Annotated in this window: 10 protein-coding genes and 3 pseudogenes; 5 read left to right on the top strand and 8 right to left on the bottom strand. The window is 63.3% G+C overall.

From position 1 onward, the window contains the following. The first annotated feature begins 152 nt into the window (after positions 1–152). Entirely contained in the window at positions 153–494 is a 342-nt protein-coding gene (locus HAP48_RS26975; protein WP_224496617.1) for a hypothetical protein, read from the top strand. Between the two features lie 36 nt (positions 495–530). Here HAP48_RS26975 and HAP48_RS26970 read toward each other — a convergent pair whose 3' ends face one another. The 5 genes from HAP48_RS26970 to tnpA all read right to left on the bottom strand — a co-directional run bounded on the left by HAP48_RS26970 (position 531) and on the right by tnpA (position 4,902). Beyond that, positions 531–830 (bottom strand): DUF736 domain-containing protein, encoded by a 300-nt coding sequence (locus HAP48_RS26970; RefSeq protein WP_166208691.1) that lies wholly within the window; start codon positions 828–830, stop codon positions 531–533. Between the two features lie 1,027 nt (positions 831–1,857). Beyond that, on the bottom strand, positions 1,858–2,433 hold the full coding sequence (locus tag HAP48_RS26965) for a YecA/YgfB family protein (protein WP_224497083.1): 576 nt from the start codon (positions 2,431–2,433) through the stop codon (positions 1,858–1,860). A 44-nt stretch (positions 2,434–2,477) separates the two neighbouring features. Further along, positions 2,478–4,040 carry an IS66 family transposase gene (gene tnpC, locus HAP48_RS26960; RefSeq protein ID WP_166208694.1) on the bottom strand — a complete coding sequence of 521 codons (1,563 nt, stop codon included), beginning with the start codon at positions 4,038–4,040 and terminating at the stop codon, positions 2,478–2,480. Between the two features lie 50 nt (positions 4,041–4,090). Next, a complete protein-coding gene (gene tnpB, locus HAP48_RS26955) occupies positions 4,091–4,444 on the bottom strand; it encodes an IS66 family insertion sequence element accessory protein TnpB (protein ID WP_166208697.1) in 354 nt (117 codons plus the stop codon). Beyond that, a complete protein-coding gene (tnpA, locus tag HAP48_RS50175) occupies positions 4,441–4,902 on the bottom strand; it encodes an IS66-like element accessory protein TnpA (protein WP_166208700.1) in 462 nt (153 codons plus the stop codon). Before tnpA ends, tnpB begins: the two co-directional genes overlap by 4 nt. 178 nt (positions 4,903–5,080) lie before the next feature. Here tnpA and HAP48_RS26945 point away from each other — a divergent pair, with 178 nt between their 5' ends. Next, a complete protein-coding gene (locus HAP48_RS26945) occupies positions 5,081–5,704 on the top strand; it encodes a tyrosine-type recombinase/integrase (RefSeq protein WP_224496616.1) in 624 nt (207 codons plus the stop codon). A gap of 204 nt (positions 5,705–5,908) precedes the next feature. Here HAP48_RS26945 and HAP48_RS26940 read toward each other — a convergent pair whose 3' ends face one another. Continuing rightward, positions 5,909–9,970 carry a Ulp1 family isopeptidase gene (locus HAP48_RS26940; protein WP_166208703.1) on the bottom strand — a complete coding sequence of 1,354 codons (4,062 nt, stop codon included), beginning with the start codon at positions 9,968–9,970 and terminating at the stop codon, positions 5,909–5,911. 270 nt (positions 9,971–10,240) lie between these two features. Then, positions 10,241–12,474, bottom strand: a pseudogene (locus HAP48_RS26935) (hypothetical protein). A gap of 341 nt (positions 12,475–12,815) precedes the next feature. On the opposite strand from HAP48_RS26935, the pseudogene HAP48_RS26930 reads away from it, so the two are divergent. Beyond that, positions 12,816–13,713 (top strand): annotated as a pseudogene (locus tag HAP48_RS26930) (transposase). A 290-nt stretch (positions 13,714–14,003) separates the two neighbouring features. On the opposite strand, the pseudogene HAP48_RS26925 reads toward HAP48_RS26930, so the two are convergent. Beyond that, positions 14,004–15,004, bottom strand: a pseudogene (locus HAP48_RS26925) (cation diffusion facilitator family transporter). A gap of 466 nt (positions 15,005–15,470) precedes the next feature. Here HAP48_RS26925 and HAP48_RS26920 point away from each other — a divergent pair. Then, positions 15,471–15,752 (top strand): metal-sensing transcriptional repressor, encoded by a 282-nt coding sequence (locus HAP48_RS26920; RefSeq protein ID WP_029084808.1) that lies wholly within the window; start codon positions 15,471–15,473, stop codon positions 15,750–15,752. A gap of 37 nt (positions 15,753–15,789) precedes the next feature. Further along, the gene (locus HAP48_RS26915; protein WP_224496615.1) at positions 15,790–16,923 is read left to right on the top strand and encodes an efflux RND transporter periplasmic adaptor subunit; all 1,134 of its coding nucleotides are present in this window, start codon (positions 15,790–15,792) and stop codon (positions 16,921–16,923) included. The last annotated feature ends 2 nt before the right edge of the window (positions 16,924–16,925 follow it).

Here is a 16,925-nt window from a genome sequence, read left to right as displayed (position 1 = left end):
AGCAGGGCGGACTTGCCGCCCCGGGTAGCAGCAAGGACTGAGAACTCCGCCGCGACCTCGTCGGGGACGCGAAGCGAGATCAGAGCCATGCACTCGTTCTGACGGAACGAAAAGACCATCTCGATTATCTTCGTCAGAGATTCTCGCCATCCGTGAAAAATCTCGTGGTCCTGCGCGGCGGTATGTCCGCGAAGGATCGCAAAACAGCCAACACGGTGTTGAATGTTCCTGATGATGATGAGCGTCTGATACTCGCAACAGGCCGTTACATCGGTGAAGGCTTCGATGACGCTCGACTCGACACGCTGTTCCTGACGATGCCGATCGCCTGGAAGGGAACATTGGCACAGTATGTCGGCCGGCTGCATAGCCAGCATGATGGCAAGAAAGATGTTTTGGTCGTCGACTATGTCGATAATACCGTCCCGGTTCTGGCCCGGATGGGAGCGAAGCGACGGGCGGGTTATCGCGCGCTGGGCTATGTGCTTGAATAGTGGCGCCCCGCTGGAAGCGGAGCGCCCTTCGCCGGTTCATCGCGACCAGATGAGCTTGTGCTCGCCCTTGTCGGCTTGAACGAGGGAGGCGTAGACCGGAGCCGTGAAGGACGGATCGTCGAGCTTGAGCGAGAGGTACTCGGCGCCTGTCTCACGGGCGGTCCTGCTCCAACCGGCGCCGAACTCGACACCGTTGACGGTGACGCGATAGTCGGGCGCCTTGTCGTTGTCACGGTCGCAGGGTTTGATGGTGGCCTTGACGTTGAGGGTGAGGGTCTTGATCGTGCCGGCATAGGAGCCGTTTTCGTCGCGGATGAAGGTGCCGATCTGAGCCATTGTCGTATCTCCTGAGAGTTGGCCGAAGCCGCCCGATGCGGCCTCGATGGCGGTCGTGAAGCGACGGACCGGACGTCTGCACCCTCGGGCCGCAGCGTCAGCGGAGGACGGCGCAGCCGAGCTTGTTGTTGCGCGAGGAATGCGGCGCGGCCGCAGGGGAAGAAGGTCGGCGGAGCCGTTGCAGGCCAAGTCCGGAGCGGCGCCAGACCAGCCGAGAGGGCGCATCGGGGGCTTCGCCGGCATTGTCGGCAGAGAACGACGCTGGCGGTCGGCGCCTCTTCAGCACGTTCGGCGCCGCCGGCGCGTCAGCCCTCCGGCATTACGGCCAGCATGCTCCGACCCAACGACACACGCCGCGCCCGACGGGTCTCCACGGACACGTCGGGTTCGGATCCAGTGGGCAAAACGCCTATCGCATGGAATGGGGTCGAAACCTTCGATTTGCTCGACGCGCCGGGCGCTCCCGACGTGAACAAGCAACTCGAAGGAAAACGTGGTGACAAAACGAAAGCGCGGACATCGCCGAAGCGTTGATGTCCGGATCAACTGGCTGCAACCGCATGTCGATGACTTCAAGGACTCGCTCTCGCTGCGGAAATACACACCGGCGACAGTAACAGAGATGGCGCGCCTGCTCGCGCTGTGGGCCGATTGGGTCCGCGCGTCCGGCTTCGAGATCGAAACGCTCGCCGCCGGCTTCGCCGCATCGGCGTCGGTATTCCGGGGTAGCAAGACAACTCGTGCGCCACAGGGCGCCGCCGCGCTGTTCATCGCCTATCTGCGTGAGACGAACGTCCTGCCGCCGGAGCGGCGGCCGTCGCTGGAGGAGAGCTGGCCGTCACTGGCCGCCTTCCGTCGCTGGATGCGGGAGCAGCGCGGCGTCAAGGACTCCACGCTCGACACCTATCAGGCGATCCTGGTCGACCTGCTGGCGTCGCTCGGCACCGATCCCGCCCCGTACACAGCCGCCGCGATCCGCGGCTTCGTGCTCGATCGTAACCGGTATGAGCTCCCACGTCTGCGGAGATCAGCGGGCGCGTGGGTAGCGGATCGGCATCCAATATTGGCGCATGGCCTCGACGACCGCTGGAATATCGGCGTAGGCGTTACGCAGAAAGTCGGCAGTCTCGCGGCCGCTTCGGGGGGATCCGAGCATCGGCTGCCCCTGATCGTCGCGACAGTGCAACAGAATGGGCAGAAGCAGGCCGTGATTGACATTGCTGGTGTCCAGCATCGGCGCCCACGCCGACAGCCTGAGCCGCATCGCGGCATGGAAACCCTGGCACCAGGGACGCGGATCGACGTCGCCATTGGGGTTGCGCCGGTGTATCGGCTCGAACCGATCGGGGGCAGTCGAGAGGGTGTTGCTGATGTCGTTGTGGCGCAGCGCAACGGCGGAGATCGCGGCGAACTCCGGCGTGCCGCCATGGTTGAACGCGTCGGCATCGATCGCGAGCAGCGGGCAGATCCAATCGAGCGGGCTCATCGAGACCGGTCCGGCTACGATCGCGGCAGCATAGCCGTCGAGCATGGGAATGCTAGTGGCGGCAGGATGGCGATCGATGCGAGCCTGGAGCCATCGCTCGAGGTCCGCAAGCGGCATCGCGGCTGACGGCATCGACGATGCTGCTTTATGGCGACGTGGGCTCATGCCGCTGCCTGCGGTGTGCGCCGGCGCGCCGCCTTCCAGTTCCAGGCGAGCAGCTCGTGCAGCTGATGGCTCTTGGTTCGCCCGGACACGATGCGCTCCAGCACATCGGCCAGGTAGGCCTGCGGGTCGAGCTCATGGAGTTTTGCCGTGTTCACGAGCGACGCCAGGATCGCCCGGCTCTCGGCGCCGCCTTCGCTGCCGCTGAACAATGAGTTGCGTCTTCCCATCGCAATCGGGCGCATGGAACGCTCGACTGTGTTGCTGTCAACCTCGACACGGCCGTCGCGGAGAAACAGCGTCAACCCGTCCCAGTGATTGAGTGCGTAGTTGATGGCCTCCGCCAGCTTCGATTGGGAGAAGAGCTGGCCGACCATTGTGGTCAGGCGCGTCCTGAGCGCCTCCATCAATGGAGCGGACCTGGTGCGGCGGGTGGCCAGCCGCTGCTCGGCATTGCTGCCGCGGATCTCTGCTTCGATGGCATAGACCGCCTGCAGGCGCTCGATCACTTCGCGAGCGAACGGCGACTGGGTCGTCTTATACACGTCGACGAATTTGCGTCGGGCGTGGGCGAGACAAAAGGCGAGCTGGATCGCGTCGCCATGATCGCGGGCGAGCGCTTTGTAGGCCGCATAACCGTCGACCTGCAGAATGCCGGAAAAGCCCGTCAACTGTCTGGCGATCTCCGCCGTGCCGCGGCCGTCGGCGAACACGTAGGCCACCGCCGGCGGCGAGGGGCCGCCCCATGGCCGGTCATCCATCGCATGCGCCAAGAACTGGCAGATGCGCGGGCGATGTCGTCCGGGATCGAGCACCGGCATCGGCGTCTCGTCGCAGAACAGGCGCGGCGCAGCCTGGATGGTGCGCAGCTGGAGCTCATAGAGGCTCCTGAGCCACCAGGCCGCTCGCTTCACCCAGCCGGCGAGCGTCGCCCGGTCGAGATGGACACCCTGGCCGGCCAGAATTTGCACCTGTCGGTAAAGCGGCAGATACCAGGCGAACTTCGAGACTACCACGTGGCTCACGAGTGCCGTCGAGGCCATGCCGCTCTCGATTAGGCGCGGCAGCACCTTCGCCTGGATCACACCATCGGTGCAGCGGCGGCAGCCGTACTTGGGACGGACCGTCCGCAACACCCGCAGGATCGCCGGGATGATGTCCAGCACCTCGCTGACGTCCTCGCCGATCTTGTGAAGCTGGCCCTGACAACACGGGCATGCGGTCGCCTCCGGCTCCAGCACCTGCTCGCAGCGCGGCAGGTGCTTGGGCAGCGCGCCGATGTTGCGGCGCGCCTTCTTCCGCAGTGGTTTGCCGGGCGGCTTTGCCGCGGCTGCATCGTCGTTGGCAGCTGCAGGCGGCGTGACGCCGGTCTCAAGGTCGCCAAGCTCAAGTGCGAGCTGCTCGGCCACGAGCGCGGCAAGCCGCTCCGAGCGCTTCCCGAAGATCATGTCCTTGAACGTCTGCATTGCTACGCGCAGCTTCTCGTTCTCAGCGTCAAGCGCGAGCACCATCTCGGTCAGAGCTGCTGGATCGGCCGGAAGAGCGTCGGGGCGAATCGCCATGATCAGACGATACATCCGTGTGACCCACGCTCCAGCGAAATCCTCACTTCTCAGCCGACAATGACCGGCTGCTTCACAGGCTTGGGCGACACACGCGTCCACTCGAGGCCGTCGAGTAGCATCGCAAGCTGCGTCGCACTGAGATGCACAACGCCGTCGCGGATCGGTGGCCAGGTGAAACGCCCCTGGTGCAACCACTTCGTTACCAACACCATGCCGCTGCCGTCCCACGCCAGAAGCTTCACTCTGTCCATGCGCTTGCTGCGGAACACGAAGACGTCGCCGCAATATGGGTTCGCGCGCAGTGCTTCGCTCACCAGCGCCGACAGCGTATGCACCGACTTACGAAAGTCGACCGGCTGGGCCGCCAGCACCACCTTGAGGTCTGACCGTAGCGCAATCACCGGATCCCTCGAAGCGCCGATAGCACCATCGAAAGCGTCGCCAGCTCCACGCCCGGCTCGACGCGGATGCGCGCCCCGTTCACCTCGATCTCGACCGCTCCACAGACCTTGGCCGGCGGCGCGGCAATCTCCAAGGGCTTCATCTTACCCGGCGAAATACACTCGGACTCGCCAGCCCTCCCGCCATCGCTCTCGGCGCCAATTTGGATAGGCACGAAGTTCTGGGCTTTGCCGGCCATCGCCGCCGCTACCTGGCGTCGCCACACCGTGAGCAGTCCGCGGGAAACACCATTGCGCCGCGCCACCTCGGAGATGTTCGTCCCCTCCTCAAAGCTCTCCGCCGCGATCCGGGCCTTCTCCTCGCGCGTCCACCGTCGCCGCCGGCGCTCCCCAGTGATCACCTCAACGCGGCGATAAGAGTCACCTTCCTGCCTGGCATCAAGCATGGCATTTGCCATCGCTTCACCTCCACCCATCAGCTCATCCCAGGCTGTATCCCAAGCGAACCGCGCCATGACGAGGTGGAGGCCTCATGCCGGTTACGCTCGATCGCGCGAAGCCGCACGGACGCGGACGGGCGCAAGGCATCACCGTCGCCACGCGCGCCTACCTCAAATATCTTGTGGCGACCGGGCAGTGCCCGGTCGGCCGGGAACAGGCTGTTCCGAGCTTCGCGAACTGGCAGTTGGCGACGACGCCACGCTTCCTCGGGCAAGCCGACATCGGCCGCCTTCTGCCGCTTGTGACGGCGAGGATCGGCTGCGCGATCGGGCCGTCATTCTGCTCCTTGCCCACTTGGGCCTCAGGGCAAGCGAAGTCGCTAATCTGGCCTTCGGTGAGATCGACTGGGTGACTGGCAGGATAACCCTTGCCGGCAAGGCTCGGCGCGAGGAGCGCCTGCCACTGACTCAGGAGATTGGCGATGCCATCCTCGCCTATATCGAGCGGGCACGGCCGCGCGTCGCGACAACGCGGGTCTTCCTGACGAGTGCTGCGCCCGTCAGGCCGCTCAGCCGCATCGCCGTGAAATGCATCGTGCGCCGTGCCCTCGATAGGGCTGGCGTCAAAAGCATCCATCGTGGGGCTCATGTTCTGCGCCACTCCGCCGCGACGACCATGCTGCGCAACGGCGCCAGCCTTGCCGGTGTCGGCGCCGTGCTGCGGCACCGCTCCCCATCGGTCACGGCGCTCTATGCCAAGGTGGACATCGGCCTCTTGTCGGAGATTGCGCAGCCCTGGGGCCGGAGGCTACCATGTTGAGCGAGGACGCTGACCGCTACATCACCCTTCGCCGCACGCTCGGTTACAAGCTGGTCAAGGCCGAGCGGCATCTTCGTGCCTTCGCGCGCTTCGCCCTCCACTGATAATGTTCGCCTTCGGCGTGCACCCCAGTTTCCCGCGCACACAGTCCGACTGGTGTCGGGCGAGAGCCGCTCCAGCCAACTCTATCCGCACAAGCCGACATCAGCCCCTGAGTCGGTTCTGCAGTGCCTGCCGATTGGCAACTACGTTGCTGAGGTTCAGCAGGTGTGGTTCCCGTCCTTGCTCCAATTGCCTAACCAGCGCCCGCGTCCCGTCCACCACGAAGACACCGCAATCATACCCGTTCCGCTGCTGGGCCATGCGGGCTGGCTCCAGGCGGAGGTCCAGCCTACCTGCGAGATGTTCTGCATCCTTGTTGTTGAGTCCGCCGTAGGAATCGTAGTGATAGGCGACCGGCCGGCCCCGGTCGCTGCGATCAACGAACAGCAGCGACCAATGGTTGCCGAGGCTATTAGGATCTTCAGGATCGGCATTAATCACGGGCAGGAACAGGAAGTCGGCTGCATCATTACCATTATCATCATCGACGATGCGCTGGAATTCGGTTCGCACGAAGCCATCGTCGTTAGAGCGCAGATAATTTAGGACTATGAGGGGATTCACGAACCGCGTCCGGGCGGCGAGATCCGGATGGTTCCTCCGCAAATCCTGCTCCTGGAGCCGGTAATCCCTGTCGATATGCTCGTCGCCCAGCCATTCCGTGTCCTCGAGCACCAGCCCGTGGCCGTGGGACGAGGCTGTCGGATCTAAAGCCCCGATCTGAGCATTAGCGGAGGTGCTCGGAAACGGCCGTACAGAATTAGCATCGTCGCGTGATTCGGAGGACGGCGTGGCCGCAGTCAGATCAACCAATGGAAAACCACGGTAGGTGTCTGAGCGAGCCCCGGCAGCGGGCGCCGGCGCAAAGTGAGCATCGTCGCGCAATTCGGACGGCGTGGGCGCATCCAGATCAACAAAAGACTCAAGACCGCCGTAGGTGTCTGAGTGAGCCCTGGCAGCGGGCGCTGGCGCAAAGTGACCATCGTCGCGCAACTCGGACGGCGTCGGCGGATTCAGATCAACAAATGGCTCAAGACCAGCGTAGGTGTCTGAACGAGCCCGGGCAGGATGCGCCGGCGCAAAGTGAGCATCGTCGCGCAACTCGGACGGCGTCGGCGGATTCAGATCAACAAATGGCTCAAGACCAGCGTAGGTGTCTGAACGAGCCCGGGCAGGATGCGCCGGCGCAAAGTGAGCATCGTCGCGCAATTCGGACGGCGTCGGCGCATTCAGATCAACAAATGGCTCAAGACCAGCGTAGGTGCCTGAACGAGCTCCGGCAGGGAGCGCTGGCGCAAAATGAGCATCGTCGCGCAACTCGGACGGCGTCGGCGCATTCAGATCAACAAATGGCTCAAGACCAGCGTAGGTGTCTGAACGAGCCCGGGCAGGATGCGCTGGCGCAAAATGAGCATCGTCGCGCAACTCGGACGGCGTCGGCGCATTCAGATCAACAAATGGCTCAAGACCAGCGTAGGTGTCTGAGCGGGCCCTGCCAGGATGCGCCGGCGCAAAGTGAGCATCGTCGCGCAACTCGGACGGCGTCGGCGCATCCAGATCAACAAATGGCTCAAGACCAGCGTAGGTGTCTGAACGAGCCCGGGCAGGATGCGCCGGCGCAAAGTGAGCATCGTCGCGCAATTCGGACGGCGTGGGCGCATCCAGATCAACAAAAGACTCAAGACCGCCGTAGGTGTCTGAGCGAGCCCTGGCAGCGGGCGCCGGCGCAAAGTGAGCATCGTCGCGCAGCTCGGACGGCGTCGGCGCATCCAGATCAACAAAAGACTCAAGACCGCCGTAGGTGTCTGAGCGAGCCCTGGCAGCAGGCGCCGGCGCAAAGTGAGCATCGTCGCGCAGCTCGGACGGCGTCGGCGCATTCAGATCAACAGATGGCTCAAGCCTGCCCTTAGCATGTGACGGGGGCCTGGATGGTGATGCTGGTTCTTGCAGCTGTTCACCCAACCAAACCCAAGCTCCCGCGCTTGGGCTTGCCAGCGTTGAGGGAAGATCCTGCGCCGAGCCGGGATGCCGATCGCCCTGCGCGGCCGGCGAGCTCGGCTGCTCAGGGCCTGGCAGCCCCAGCTCTCGGTTCGCCTCGATGAGTTTTAAGTAGCTGCGAAGATGCGACAAATCGGGACCGTATATTCTGCCTCCAGTCCGTTGGAACGCGAGCACATCGTTGTCCAGCGTTAACTGCTCCTTGCTAGAGCCGTTAAGTCGCCCGATGATGCTCCCTTTGCGATTCCCTTTGAGCCACGCACTCAGCGCACGAAGACGTGTCGCCCGCTTTTGCGCAGACCCCTTCTCCTTCGCAGTTTTAAGATTTTTCAGAGCTTGGCTCAGCGCGCCCTCGATGAGGGGCGCATCTTCTGGATGAGGAACCAGGCGACGTGGGGCACCGAGGACGCGGGGTTCGGGAGCTTCGGCTTCTTCACCCCCACGCAAGAGCCGCCGGAGAACATCCAGAGCCGATGTAATGCGGCGCTGGGGGTCACGGCCCAAGCTCCGGTACGCCGCAATTTCCTCATCCAGCGTTGCACCTCTTCGCAGCCGAGAAGCTACGGACCCCCCATGACTTGCGTTGACCCAGCGAACAAATGCCCCAAGTCCGGAAACACCGTTCTTGATGGCGCCTGGGGTGAGCTTGCGCCGCTCGGCGTCTAAACGAAACCTCGCCAAGAGCTCCGCGTCTTCGCCCGGGAGCTGCTCGCCGATCAGCTCGTCCGGCGACGGCATCAGAGCCTGCATCTGCGAAGGTGCCGCCGCCAGTTGATGGGATGGCATCTGCATCAGCTGCCGCTCAACGGCGACGCCCTGCGGATTGCTTAGCGTCTTCTGCCTCTTCGCTGATCTCAACTCCCCTATATCATGCTCATCGTTGACGAGAACCTGCTCGCCTGGCCCGAGCGGGTTCCTGTGACGTTTATCCGTCAGTTCGTCGTCATGGTGGCGCCAGTTCAGGGACTCTGCAGGATCCAATGCCAGGCCATGCGGCGGTGGAACCCCATGGTCGTCGCGGGGCAAGTTCAAGTCACGAAAAGACCCTCCGGCATCCGCTGCTTGTTGATGGTGCGCGATTGTCTCGAGAGGCGGCGAGGAGCTGGGTCCGTCCATCGTCTCCAAAAGCAGATCCTGCTGGTTCGCAGGCAGAGTCTCCGGCCAGCTGATAGCTCCGTTCGACCCGCTGTGCTGCGCAGTCGCGGCCCGGGTCCGCCTCGGCTCGGCGCGAACCGCCTCTTCGAGATCAGGAACGGAGCGAATATGACGCCGGAGGTCGATCGCTCTAGCACCCGCCGGCGACCTCAGGAGATGAGCCAGTGCGGCCCCGGCTTTTCTGCGGCCACGGGGGTCCGCCTCCTTATACTGGCTGACATCATTATCCAGCGAGCCGTCGCCAAGTCGAGCAGCAATGCCGGGCTTATCGTTTTCACGGAGGTAATCACTGAAATCGATAAGAAGAGTTGCATAGGTCCTGACGGTGTTGGCGGTGCCTGACGCTGCATCTTCCTTGTACCTGTTAATGAGATCCGCATCTTGGGGATAGGGATTCAGCTCAACCCGGCTTGCAATCGGCGCGATGCCGCCCGGCGATTGGGCGGCTCGAAGATGATCCAGTGGCGTAGCGACGGCCTGCCCCTCCTGCTTGCCAAACTCCTGGGCATCCTTGTCCAGCGACTCTTCGTAAAGCCGGGCATCAATGCCCGGCTTTCCGTTCTTTACGAGCCAATGCCCCAATCCGAGAAGACAACGTACATTGCGCCTGACGGTGCGCTCGGAGGCCCCAGCCTTGAAGAGTGCCGGCCCGAGCCGCTCAATAAGAGACGCATCTTCGGAATAAACAGGATCCATGCTGCTACCTGCGAAAACCAAATTTGCATGGCCGAGCGGCAGCGCCGACGCATTCAGCATCGTTCCACCGCATTCACCGTGCGGAGCCGGCGTATATGGTTGCCCGCTCGCCCGCATGATGGGCCGCGCCTCAGATCGCGATGCATCCGCTTGATGGGCGCGGGCCTGCATGAGCACGGGAGAGGACGGGACAGCGACCTCGCTCAGCTGCCGCTGAAAGGCCGCCGCCTCTGCCGACGAGTTGGCCGGAGAGGCATCTTGCGCGTCCACGCTATCCGTTTGTTGACGCACGCGATTCATTGAGACGAAGTTCATCTGTACTCACTTTCGAAGATGAAGGCCAGGAGCGCTGATCGTATGTGCCTGGACTTGAGCCGACACATCGCCGGCATTTGACGGTTCAGCTGCTTAAGCGAAAGGAAGTCGTGGTCACGACGCTCCCGATCGAATTTCAATCGGACCCCGTTGTCGATCTGTTCGAGGAGTTCGCGCCGGCTTCGAGCTCATCGAGGATTTCCTCTCGGTGATAACGGCCAACTTGATCGTGTCACCACAGCGGCGCTCCGGCGCGAGACACCCAGGTAACTACATCCCGAGGCGCGCGAACTGCATCGACGCGTGCTCCGCCTCGGGAAGGGGATACCACGGCTGGCCGCCAGCTGCGGTGCGCAATAAGGACCTACAGAACGCCGGCGTGAGCTTGCCGCGGTGGATCACGACATTCTCGCGCCCCGTCGCAGCTCGAGCGCTCTGCCAATCCTGATTGTAGCCGCGCTGGTCATTGGACTTCACGTGGCAAGCGGCGAACTCGGCATCGCTCAGCGTTGCCAACTGCCAGGCATGTACCGGCCGCTTGGTATGGATGTGCACCCACATCGGGCTTGGCATCGCGCCATTGCGCAGGGCCTTGGGCTGCAGCTTGATCTCGAACAGTGTCCCCGGATCATCCTTCAAGGCGCGCGGTGGATTCACAGACGCCAGCTCCCCGGCCGCCCGCAACTGTTCAAGATACTTCTGGGACGGAAACGCGTAGGTCTTCATGCAGTCGATCGTGATCGCCGCCTTTGCCTTCAAAGAGTTCGCCTGTCCCTGCACCTCGGACAACATCGCCTTGAGCCGGGTTATTTTGTCATGCACTTCCGGCACTTGCGCAGGCGTGAGTAGGACACGTCGGCGAGGCTCCTCCAGCGCGACTACACTGGCCTCAATCTCGGAGGCCTGCGTCTGCAGTCGCTTAACGATGAGATCCACGACGTGATCGGCGTCCTCGGCTTCATCTGGCGCGCTTGCGAGACGGCGCTTTGCTGAGCCGGCAGATCGAACTGCAAAAGTTCGTCCATTCGCTCGAGTAATCCGCTCAGTGCTTTCCTGGAGGGCGGAGCCTGCAATATCTCCAGGTGCCCAGTCGCCGACGATGACGCCCTCGCGTCTGCCTCCTCCGCGCTCGCGAGTTTCTTCGTACCCAGATCCGAGAGTACGATCACCTTGCCTGTTGGGGCCGTGGCAGCGTCGGGCGTGGCGAGCTGCGGCTCGCGCAGCCCGGCCGCCGAACTTCGCTCGCCTGCGGCCGGGGCGCGCTTGCCTTTCCCCTTCCTCCGCGCCGCGCCCCCCTCAACCACTACGGCAGTCCGGGCCGGCGGCTCAAGCATGGCGGGCGTCTTTGGCTGCACGTCCAAAAGACGCGTGACGTCGTCCGCGGTGACCCATGCACCTTCCGCGATCTGGCCCAACAGTTCCAACGGAAGGTCGGCATCCGTTCCGGCGTCCCTTAGTCGGGTAACGATGCCGTGCACCCCTGAGGCAAATTCCGAAAGCCGCTCCATGACTCCTTCCAGAACGGTGCAGTGGTCTGCGTCGAGCGCCGCTCCCTGCAGAACGGCATCGGAAGTCGAGTTGAATGCCGGAAAAAAATCCGTGATAAAGGTCCCAAGCAGTCGCACCCGCCCGTCCTCACCCATGAGGGCGTCGTTCACGGCTGGGCCGAACGTGGCCGCCTTCGACTCGATCAAGAGTCGCGCGAGAGCGATGCGCGATTCCAGGTACATGCACTTCGTACTAAGTGCCCAGCCGGTACGCTGGCGTAGCGCGGCCTCTTCCTCCTCCCGCATCTTGGACGTGGTGCTTGGCAAGTTGGCGGTGGCCGCATAGACGGACTGCATCCGCTCCGAGCGCAATACCTTCTTTCCCCACCAATCCAAGCAGGCTTCGTAATGCTTCGCCACGCTGGATACCGCCCGGCCCAGCTGGCCGGGCGGAGCGCCGGCATCTCGCATCCGGTCGAGCACGGCTGCTGCTTTGCTCCTGTTCGCCTCCAGGTCGTTGACAATCCAGGTGGCCACGATGTTGCATTCGTCTCCCGCAGCGATAGTTTCGGCGCGGACTTGGCGAGCCTGACCGTCGGAAAGAAGCTCGCGCGCCATGTCCGGGGGAAAGCTCGCGTAATAGTCCAGAACTTCCGAGCCTGCCTTGACGACTTGATCGATCAGCTCTTGCGCCTCCGACGGATTCCGGGCTTGCATGGCTGCATTTTTAGAAGCATCAAGGCCCTCAAGCAGGCTGCGCATTTTTTGCTTCGCTGCTTTGATTCCGTCGCCACTTGAGGAAATCGGGACCGCCACCGCCGAAGCTGGTGGCAGGCTCACGAGCGGAGCCGCTCTATCTCGAGGCCCGGAGCGCATCCGCTCCACGACGGAGTCGAAAGATTGCCCGCCTTCCCCAGGGGCGGGACCGGGCTCCGGGCTCGAACTGCTCGATCCCCATGCGCTGTCGGCTCCTGCGGGCCCAACGTGCGATTTGCCAGCTCGGCCAATGCCCGTCATATTCCACCTCCGATGAAGTCGAGAATGCGCAGCCAGTCTGCATAGACTGGCTGGCTGACGAGTAGCTGACGAAGGGCGCTTCTCCCCGATTCACAGGAAAACCCGGATCACCGTGGGTTGCAATTCCATCGCGGCTGGCGTGCTGCTGGAGGCAGCGGGGCATCGTCAACTTAATCGACCGCGAGCCGAAGGAGGCGCTTCTCAAAGGTTCGAGATTAGCCCGTCTTATTCGTCAGAGGGCGCCTGAGAGGCTGGCGAGCGTGGTGTAAAGCGCTGATGCGGCGTAGGATTCGGTTATAAAGCCAACCCCATCACCTTCAGCCGCGAACACCAGGCCCGCCATGACCGATGATACGATTCTGCCCTTCTCGTTTCCAGCCGTTCACGCCAGGAAAGTCACAGCTGCCTTCGATGGCGGTCGGCTGACCTCGAACGGGGGCGTGATGCTTCTGGCGATGGCCGAGCGGCGTCTCGGCTTGGCCGACAATTTGGCCCGGGTGTTCCCGGATCGGCGCGATCCGACGCGGGTCGTGCACAGCCTTGTCGATATGTTCCGCGCGCGCATTTTCGCGATCTGCTGCGGCTACGAGGACGCCGACGACCCCGATCATCTGCGGTCCGATCCCGCATTCAAGCTGGCCTGCGGACGGCTGCCGGACACGGGTCGCGATCTGTGTTCCCAACCGACGCTGTCGCGGCTGGAGAATGCTCCGCGCCTGCGCGACGTGATCCGACTGACCTACACTTTGGTCGACGCATGGATGGATAGCTATACCGAGACGCGCCACAAGGCAAAGTCCTGGGATCGCGAACGACGCACCGTCGCCCGAGGCGACGATGCTCGGCCTCGACATCCGTCTCGTCGTCACCAGCCTCGATGTCGGCTCGGCCGAGTGGATCTACGACAGCCTGTATTGCGCGCGCGGCCAAGCCGAGAATCTGATCAAGCTGCATAAGACACAGCTCGCCTCCGATCGCACCAGCTGCCGTTCGGCGCTCGCCAATCAAGTCCGCCTCATTCTCCACACCGCCGCTTGTTGGCTGATGCTGACCGTGCGCGACGCGATTCCCAAAGTCCGGGAATTGGCCACTGCCGAGTTCGCGACGCTGCGTCTTCGGCTCTTGAAACTCGCTGCCCGTGTGGTCGAGACCACGAGCCGCATTCGCCTTGCGTTTGCCGCGGCCTGTCCCGAAGCCGACCGCGGCTTGCCAGGCGCGCTGCTGCCGCTCGGTCCTTGACCGGCGGGGCGTCCGCCCCCCGTTCGCCCAACCTACACCTCAAGCGCGTTGCAAAGTACCGATCGTCAGGCGGTGAAAAGCCGAAGGCAATCCCGCGCGCCTCGTCAGAGCAGATGTGCGGCCACATCAATCGGACCAAAAAAAACGCACTCTCACGAATAGGGCGGGCTAACAACATGGTACCAAAGGAGCTGAGCCTTGGTGCTCGGGCCGTCCGCTCTACTCGCGCCTTGAGCGCTATGTTGGAGCGGCAGCCGCGGCGCGCCACAGTTGGCAAGTGAATGGCTAGTTTAGACCACGTTATCCGGCGCCAGCGCGCACTCGTTGTTGTCGCTGATTTCGATCTGCAGCGTTGCGTGGCCGATGTTGTAGGACTTCTTCATTGCCCGGCTGCATTCCATGAGGAATTCGTCACCAGGATGACCGGAAGGCATGACCAAGTGACAAGTCATGGCGGTTTCGGTCGTGCTGATCGGCCATACATGCAAGTCGTGGACTTCCGTAACGCCCGGTCTGCCGCTCAGGAACGTCCGCACTGCGTCAAGATCGACGTCTGCGGGGGCCGCGCTCAACGACATTCCGACCGAGTTCCGCAACAAGCCGCACGTGCTCCATAGGATGACGGCGCAGATCACGAGGCTCATTGCAGGATCCAGCCACAGCCAGCCGGTCCATAGGATAAGAGCCGTCGAGATCACGCCCCCCGCCGACACGGCAGCGTCGCTCGCCATGTGCAGGAAGGCCCCGTGGATATTGATGTCGCCCTTGCGGCCGCTGGCGAACAGCATAGCGGTGGCCCCGTTGATTAGGATGCCGATCGCGGCAACGGCCATGACGGTGTAGCCGGCAACCGGCTCCGGATCCCGGAAACGCTGTATCGATTCCCACCCGATCGCGCCGGTGGCCACCAGCAGGAAGATCGCGTTCGCGAGTACCGCTAGAATGGAGGATCCCCGGAGCCCGTAGGTGAACCGCCCGCTGGGCGGCCGCTTCGAGGCGATCGATGCGCCCCAAGCAACCAGCAGACCGAACACGTCGCTCAGATTGTGTCCCGCATCGGCCATGTGCGCGGTGGAGTTCCCAAGAAAACCATATACCGCTTCGGCCGCGACTAACGCGGTGTTCAGGGTAACGCCGATGGCGAACGCCTCGCCGGCGCGTGAACGTGACCAGCGCCACCATGCCCATGATGATCATTGTCGGCGGCATTTTCAAGCCGGTGGTCATGGTTGTCGTCGACATGCCGATGTTCATCGGCGGCGATATGGCCGCCCGTCCCGTCGTTGGTCATTAGACCTGATTCCTTCGCTCTCAGTATGCCGCCGCCTATCTGGCCAACGACGTTGCGGATCAGAACACGAATCTGGTCCGGTCCCACCGGAAGAACTGGTTTGACGCGCCATGGTTCACTTCAAGACCGGCTGCGTAGGTCGTCGATATGTTCCGCCGCCCACGGACGCTCGCTCGCCAAGCTACCGCGGGCCTCACACCGGAATCTGTCCCAGAGCAAGGGCGGCTGCGCAAATCGCAAGAATGCGAACATTCTCACCCGCCAGCGCCGGCGCGCCGATTTTGCACCTCGGCTCGACGGATACGGGATTGAAATTCTTGCAAAAAGAGAGCGTAGAGCGCAGGCAAGACCAGCAACGTGAGGAATTGATGATCTGAACCGGCTGCCGCGTCGATTTGCCGTGCCGCGCCTGCCCCCCGCTGACTTCAAGTATCCCCTCCCCTCCCATAGGATAGGATATGGGACCATGAGCAAGGATCACGTCCACGAAAGTCATCCGGAGATCGTCAAACGGCTGAGGCGGGCCGACGGGCATCTCCAAAAGGTCATCGCGATGCTCGCCGAAGGCCGGCCGTGTCTCGACCTCGCGCAGCAACTGCACGCCGTCGAGAAGGCGATCGCCGAGGCGAAGAAAACCCTGATCCACGATCACGTCGACAACTGCCTGGACGCCGCCGCCAACGGTAGATCGGGCAAGTCGACCAAGAGCGTCCTCGCCGAGTTCAAGGCGATCTCGCGCTACCTGTAGGAAGCAAAAGATGGTCCCGGGTATACGGACGGCCTGCATGATTCTCGTCGCGGCGCTTGCGACAGTAGCCGGCACCATTGTGCCGTCCTGGGCACAGTCGGATTCCGCGAAACCCGCGGTCATCGTCATGGACGATGAACGCATCAGGCTGTCAGGCATCGAACTCCGTCAGGCGGGACCTGCCTCGATAGCCAGACGGCTGACGGTGCCGGGCACGATCGTGCCCGACGCAGGGCGGGTCGCGCATGTCTCGATCAAAGTGTCCGGAACCGTCGCTGATCTGCGGAAGAACATCGGCGACGACGTTCAGAAGGACGAAGTCCTGGGCGTTCTGGAGAGCCGCGAGGTCGCCGACGCCAAGAGCGAGTACCTCTCCGCCAAACTCTCGAATGAACTGCAGCAGGACCTCACGGCGCGCGACAAATCGCTGTGGGAAGGCCGCGCCGTCCCCGAGCAGCAGTACATCAAGTCGCGCAACGCGGCGGCGCAGACCGAAATGCGCTTCGGTATCGCTCGTCAGAAGCTGACGGCGCTCGGCGTCAGCGATGCGGAGGTCTCCGGGCTGCCGCAGGCACCGGACGGGACGCTGCGCAGCCAGAACGTCCGCGCCCCTATCTCCGGACGCATCGTCGAGCGAAAGGTGGAGCTCGGCACCGCCGTCGGACGGGACAGTCTGGAGACCGAGCTCTTCGTCATCGTCGACCTCAGCCGCGTTTGGGTCGACCTAGCGGTCTCGGCGACAGACCTGCCCCTGGTCAGGGAAGGCCAGGATGTCGCCGTGGCCGTGCGCGGGATCACTGAGACCGGCTCGGGCAATATCACGTTCGTCACCCCCCTGTTGGACAAGGAGACCCGCACGGCCCGCGTCGTGGTCTCGCTCGACAATGCAGGCGGTCGATGGCGTCCCGGTTCCTTCGTCACGGCGAAGATCGCGGTCGAAAGGCATGATGCGGCGGTCACCATCCCCTTTGCCGCACTCCAGACCCTCTATGGGCGCAAGACCGTCTTCGTCCGGACCAAGGAAGGTTTCGAAGCCCGCAACGTCGTGCTCGGCGGACGAGACGGACCGGTCGTCGAGGTCGTCTCTGGCCTGGCTGCCGACGAGACCGTAGCCGCCTCGAACACGTTCCCGCTTAAGGCGGAGGTATCCAAGCCCGGTGACGAGGACTGAGC

The sequence above is a fragment of the Bradyrhizobium septentrionale genome (genome assembly GCF_011516645.4).
GTDB classification, from domain to species: domain Bacteria; phylum Pseudomonadota; class Alphaproteobacteria; order Rhizobiales; family Xanthobacteraceae; genus Bradyrhizobium; species Bradyrhizobium septentrionale.
The sequence above is the reverse complement of the archived record's forward strand: the minus strand, read 5'-3'. Positions and strand labels throughout refer to the sequence as shown.

Excerpts from the sequence above, each read along its gene's own strand:
- HAP48_RS26970 (WP_166208691.1), bottom strand. The coding sequence starts at position 830 with ATGGCTCAGATCGGCACCTTCATCCGCGACGAAAACGGCTCCTATGCC.
- HAP48_RS26965 (WP_224497083.1), bottom strand. The coding sequence starts at position 2,433 with ATGCCGCTTGCGGACCTCGAGCGATGGCTCCAGGCTCGCATCGATCGC.
- tnpC (WP_166208694.1), bottom strand. The coding sequence starts at position 4,040 with ATGGCGATTCGCCCCGACGCTCTTCCGGCCGATCCAGCAGCTCTGACC.
- tnpA (WP_166208700.1), bottom strand. The coding sequence starts at position 4,902 with ATGGCAAATGCCATGCTTGATGCCAGGCAGGAAGGTGACTCTTATCGC.
- HAP48_RS26940 (WP_166208703.1), bottom strand. The coding sequence starts at position 9,970 with ATGAACTTCGTCTCAATGAATCGCGTGCGTCAACAAACGGATAGCGTG.
- HAP48_RS26920 (WP_029084808.1), top strand. The coding sequence starts at position 15,471 with ATGAGCAAGGATCACGTCCACGAAAGTCATCCGGAGATCGTCAAACGG.
- HAP48_RS26915 (WP_224496615.1), top strand. The coding sequence starts at position 15,790 with ATGATTCTCGTCGCGGCGCTTGCGACAGTAGCCGGCACCATTGTGCCG.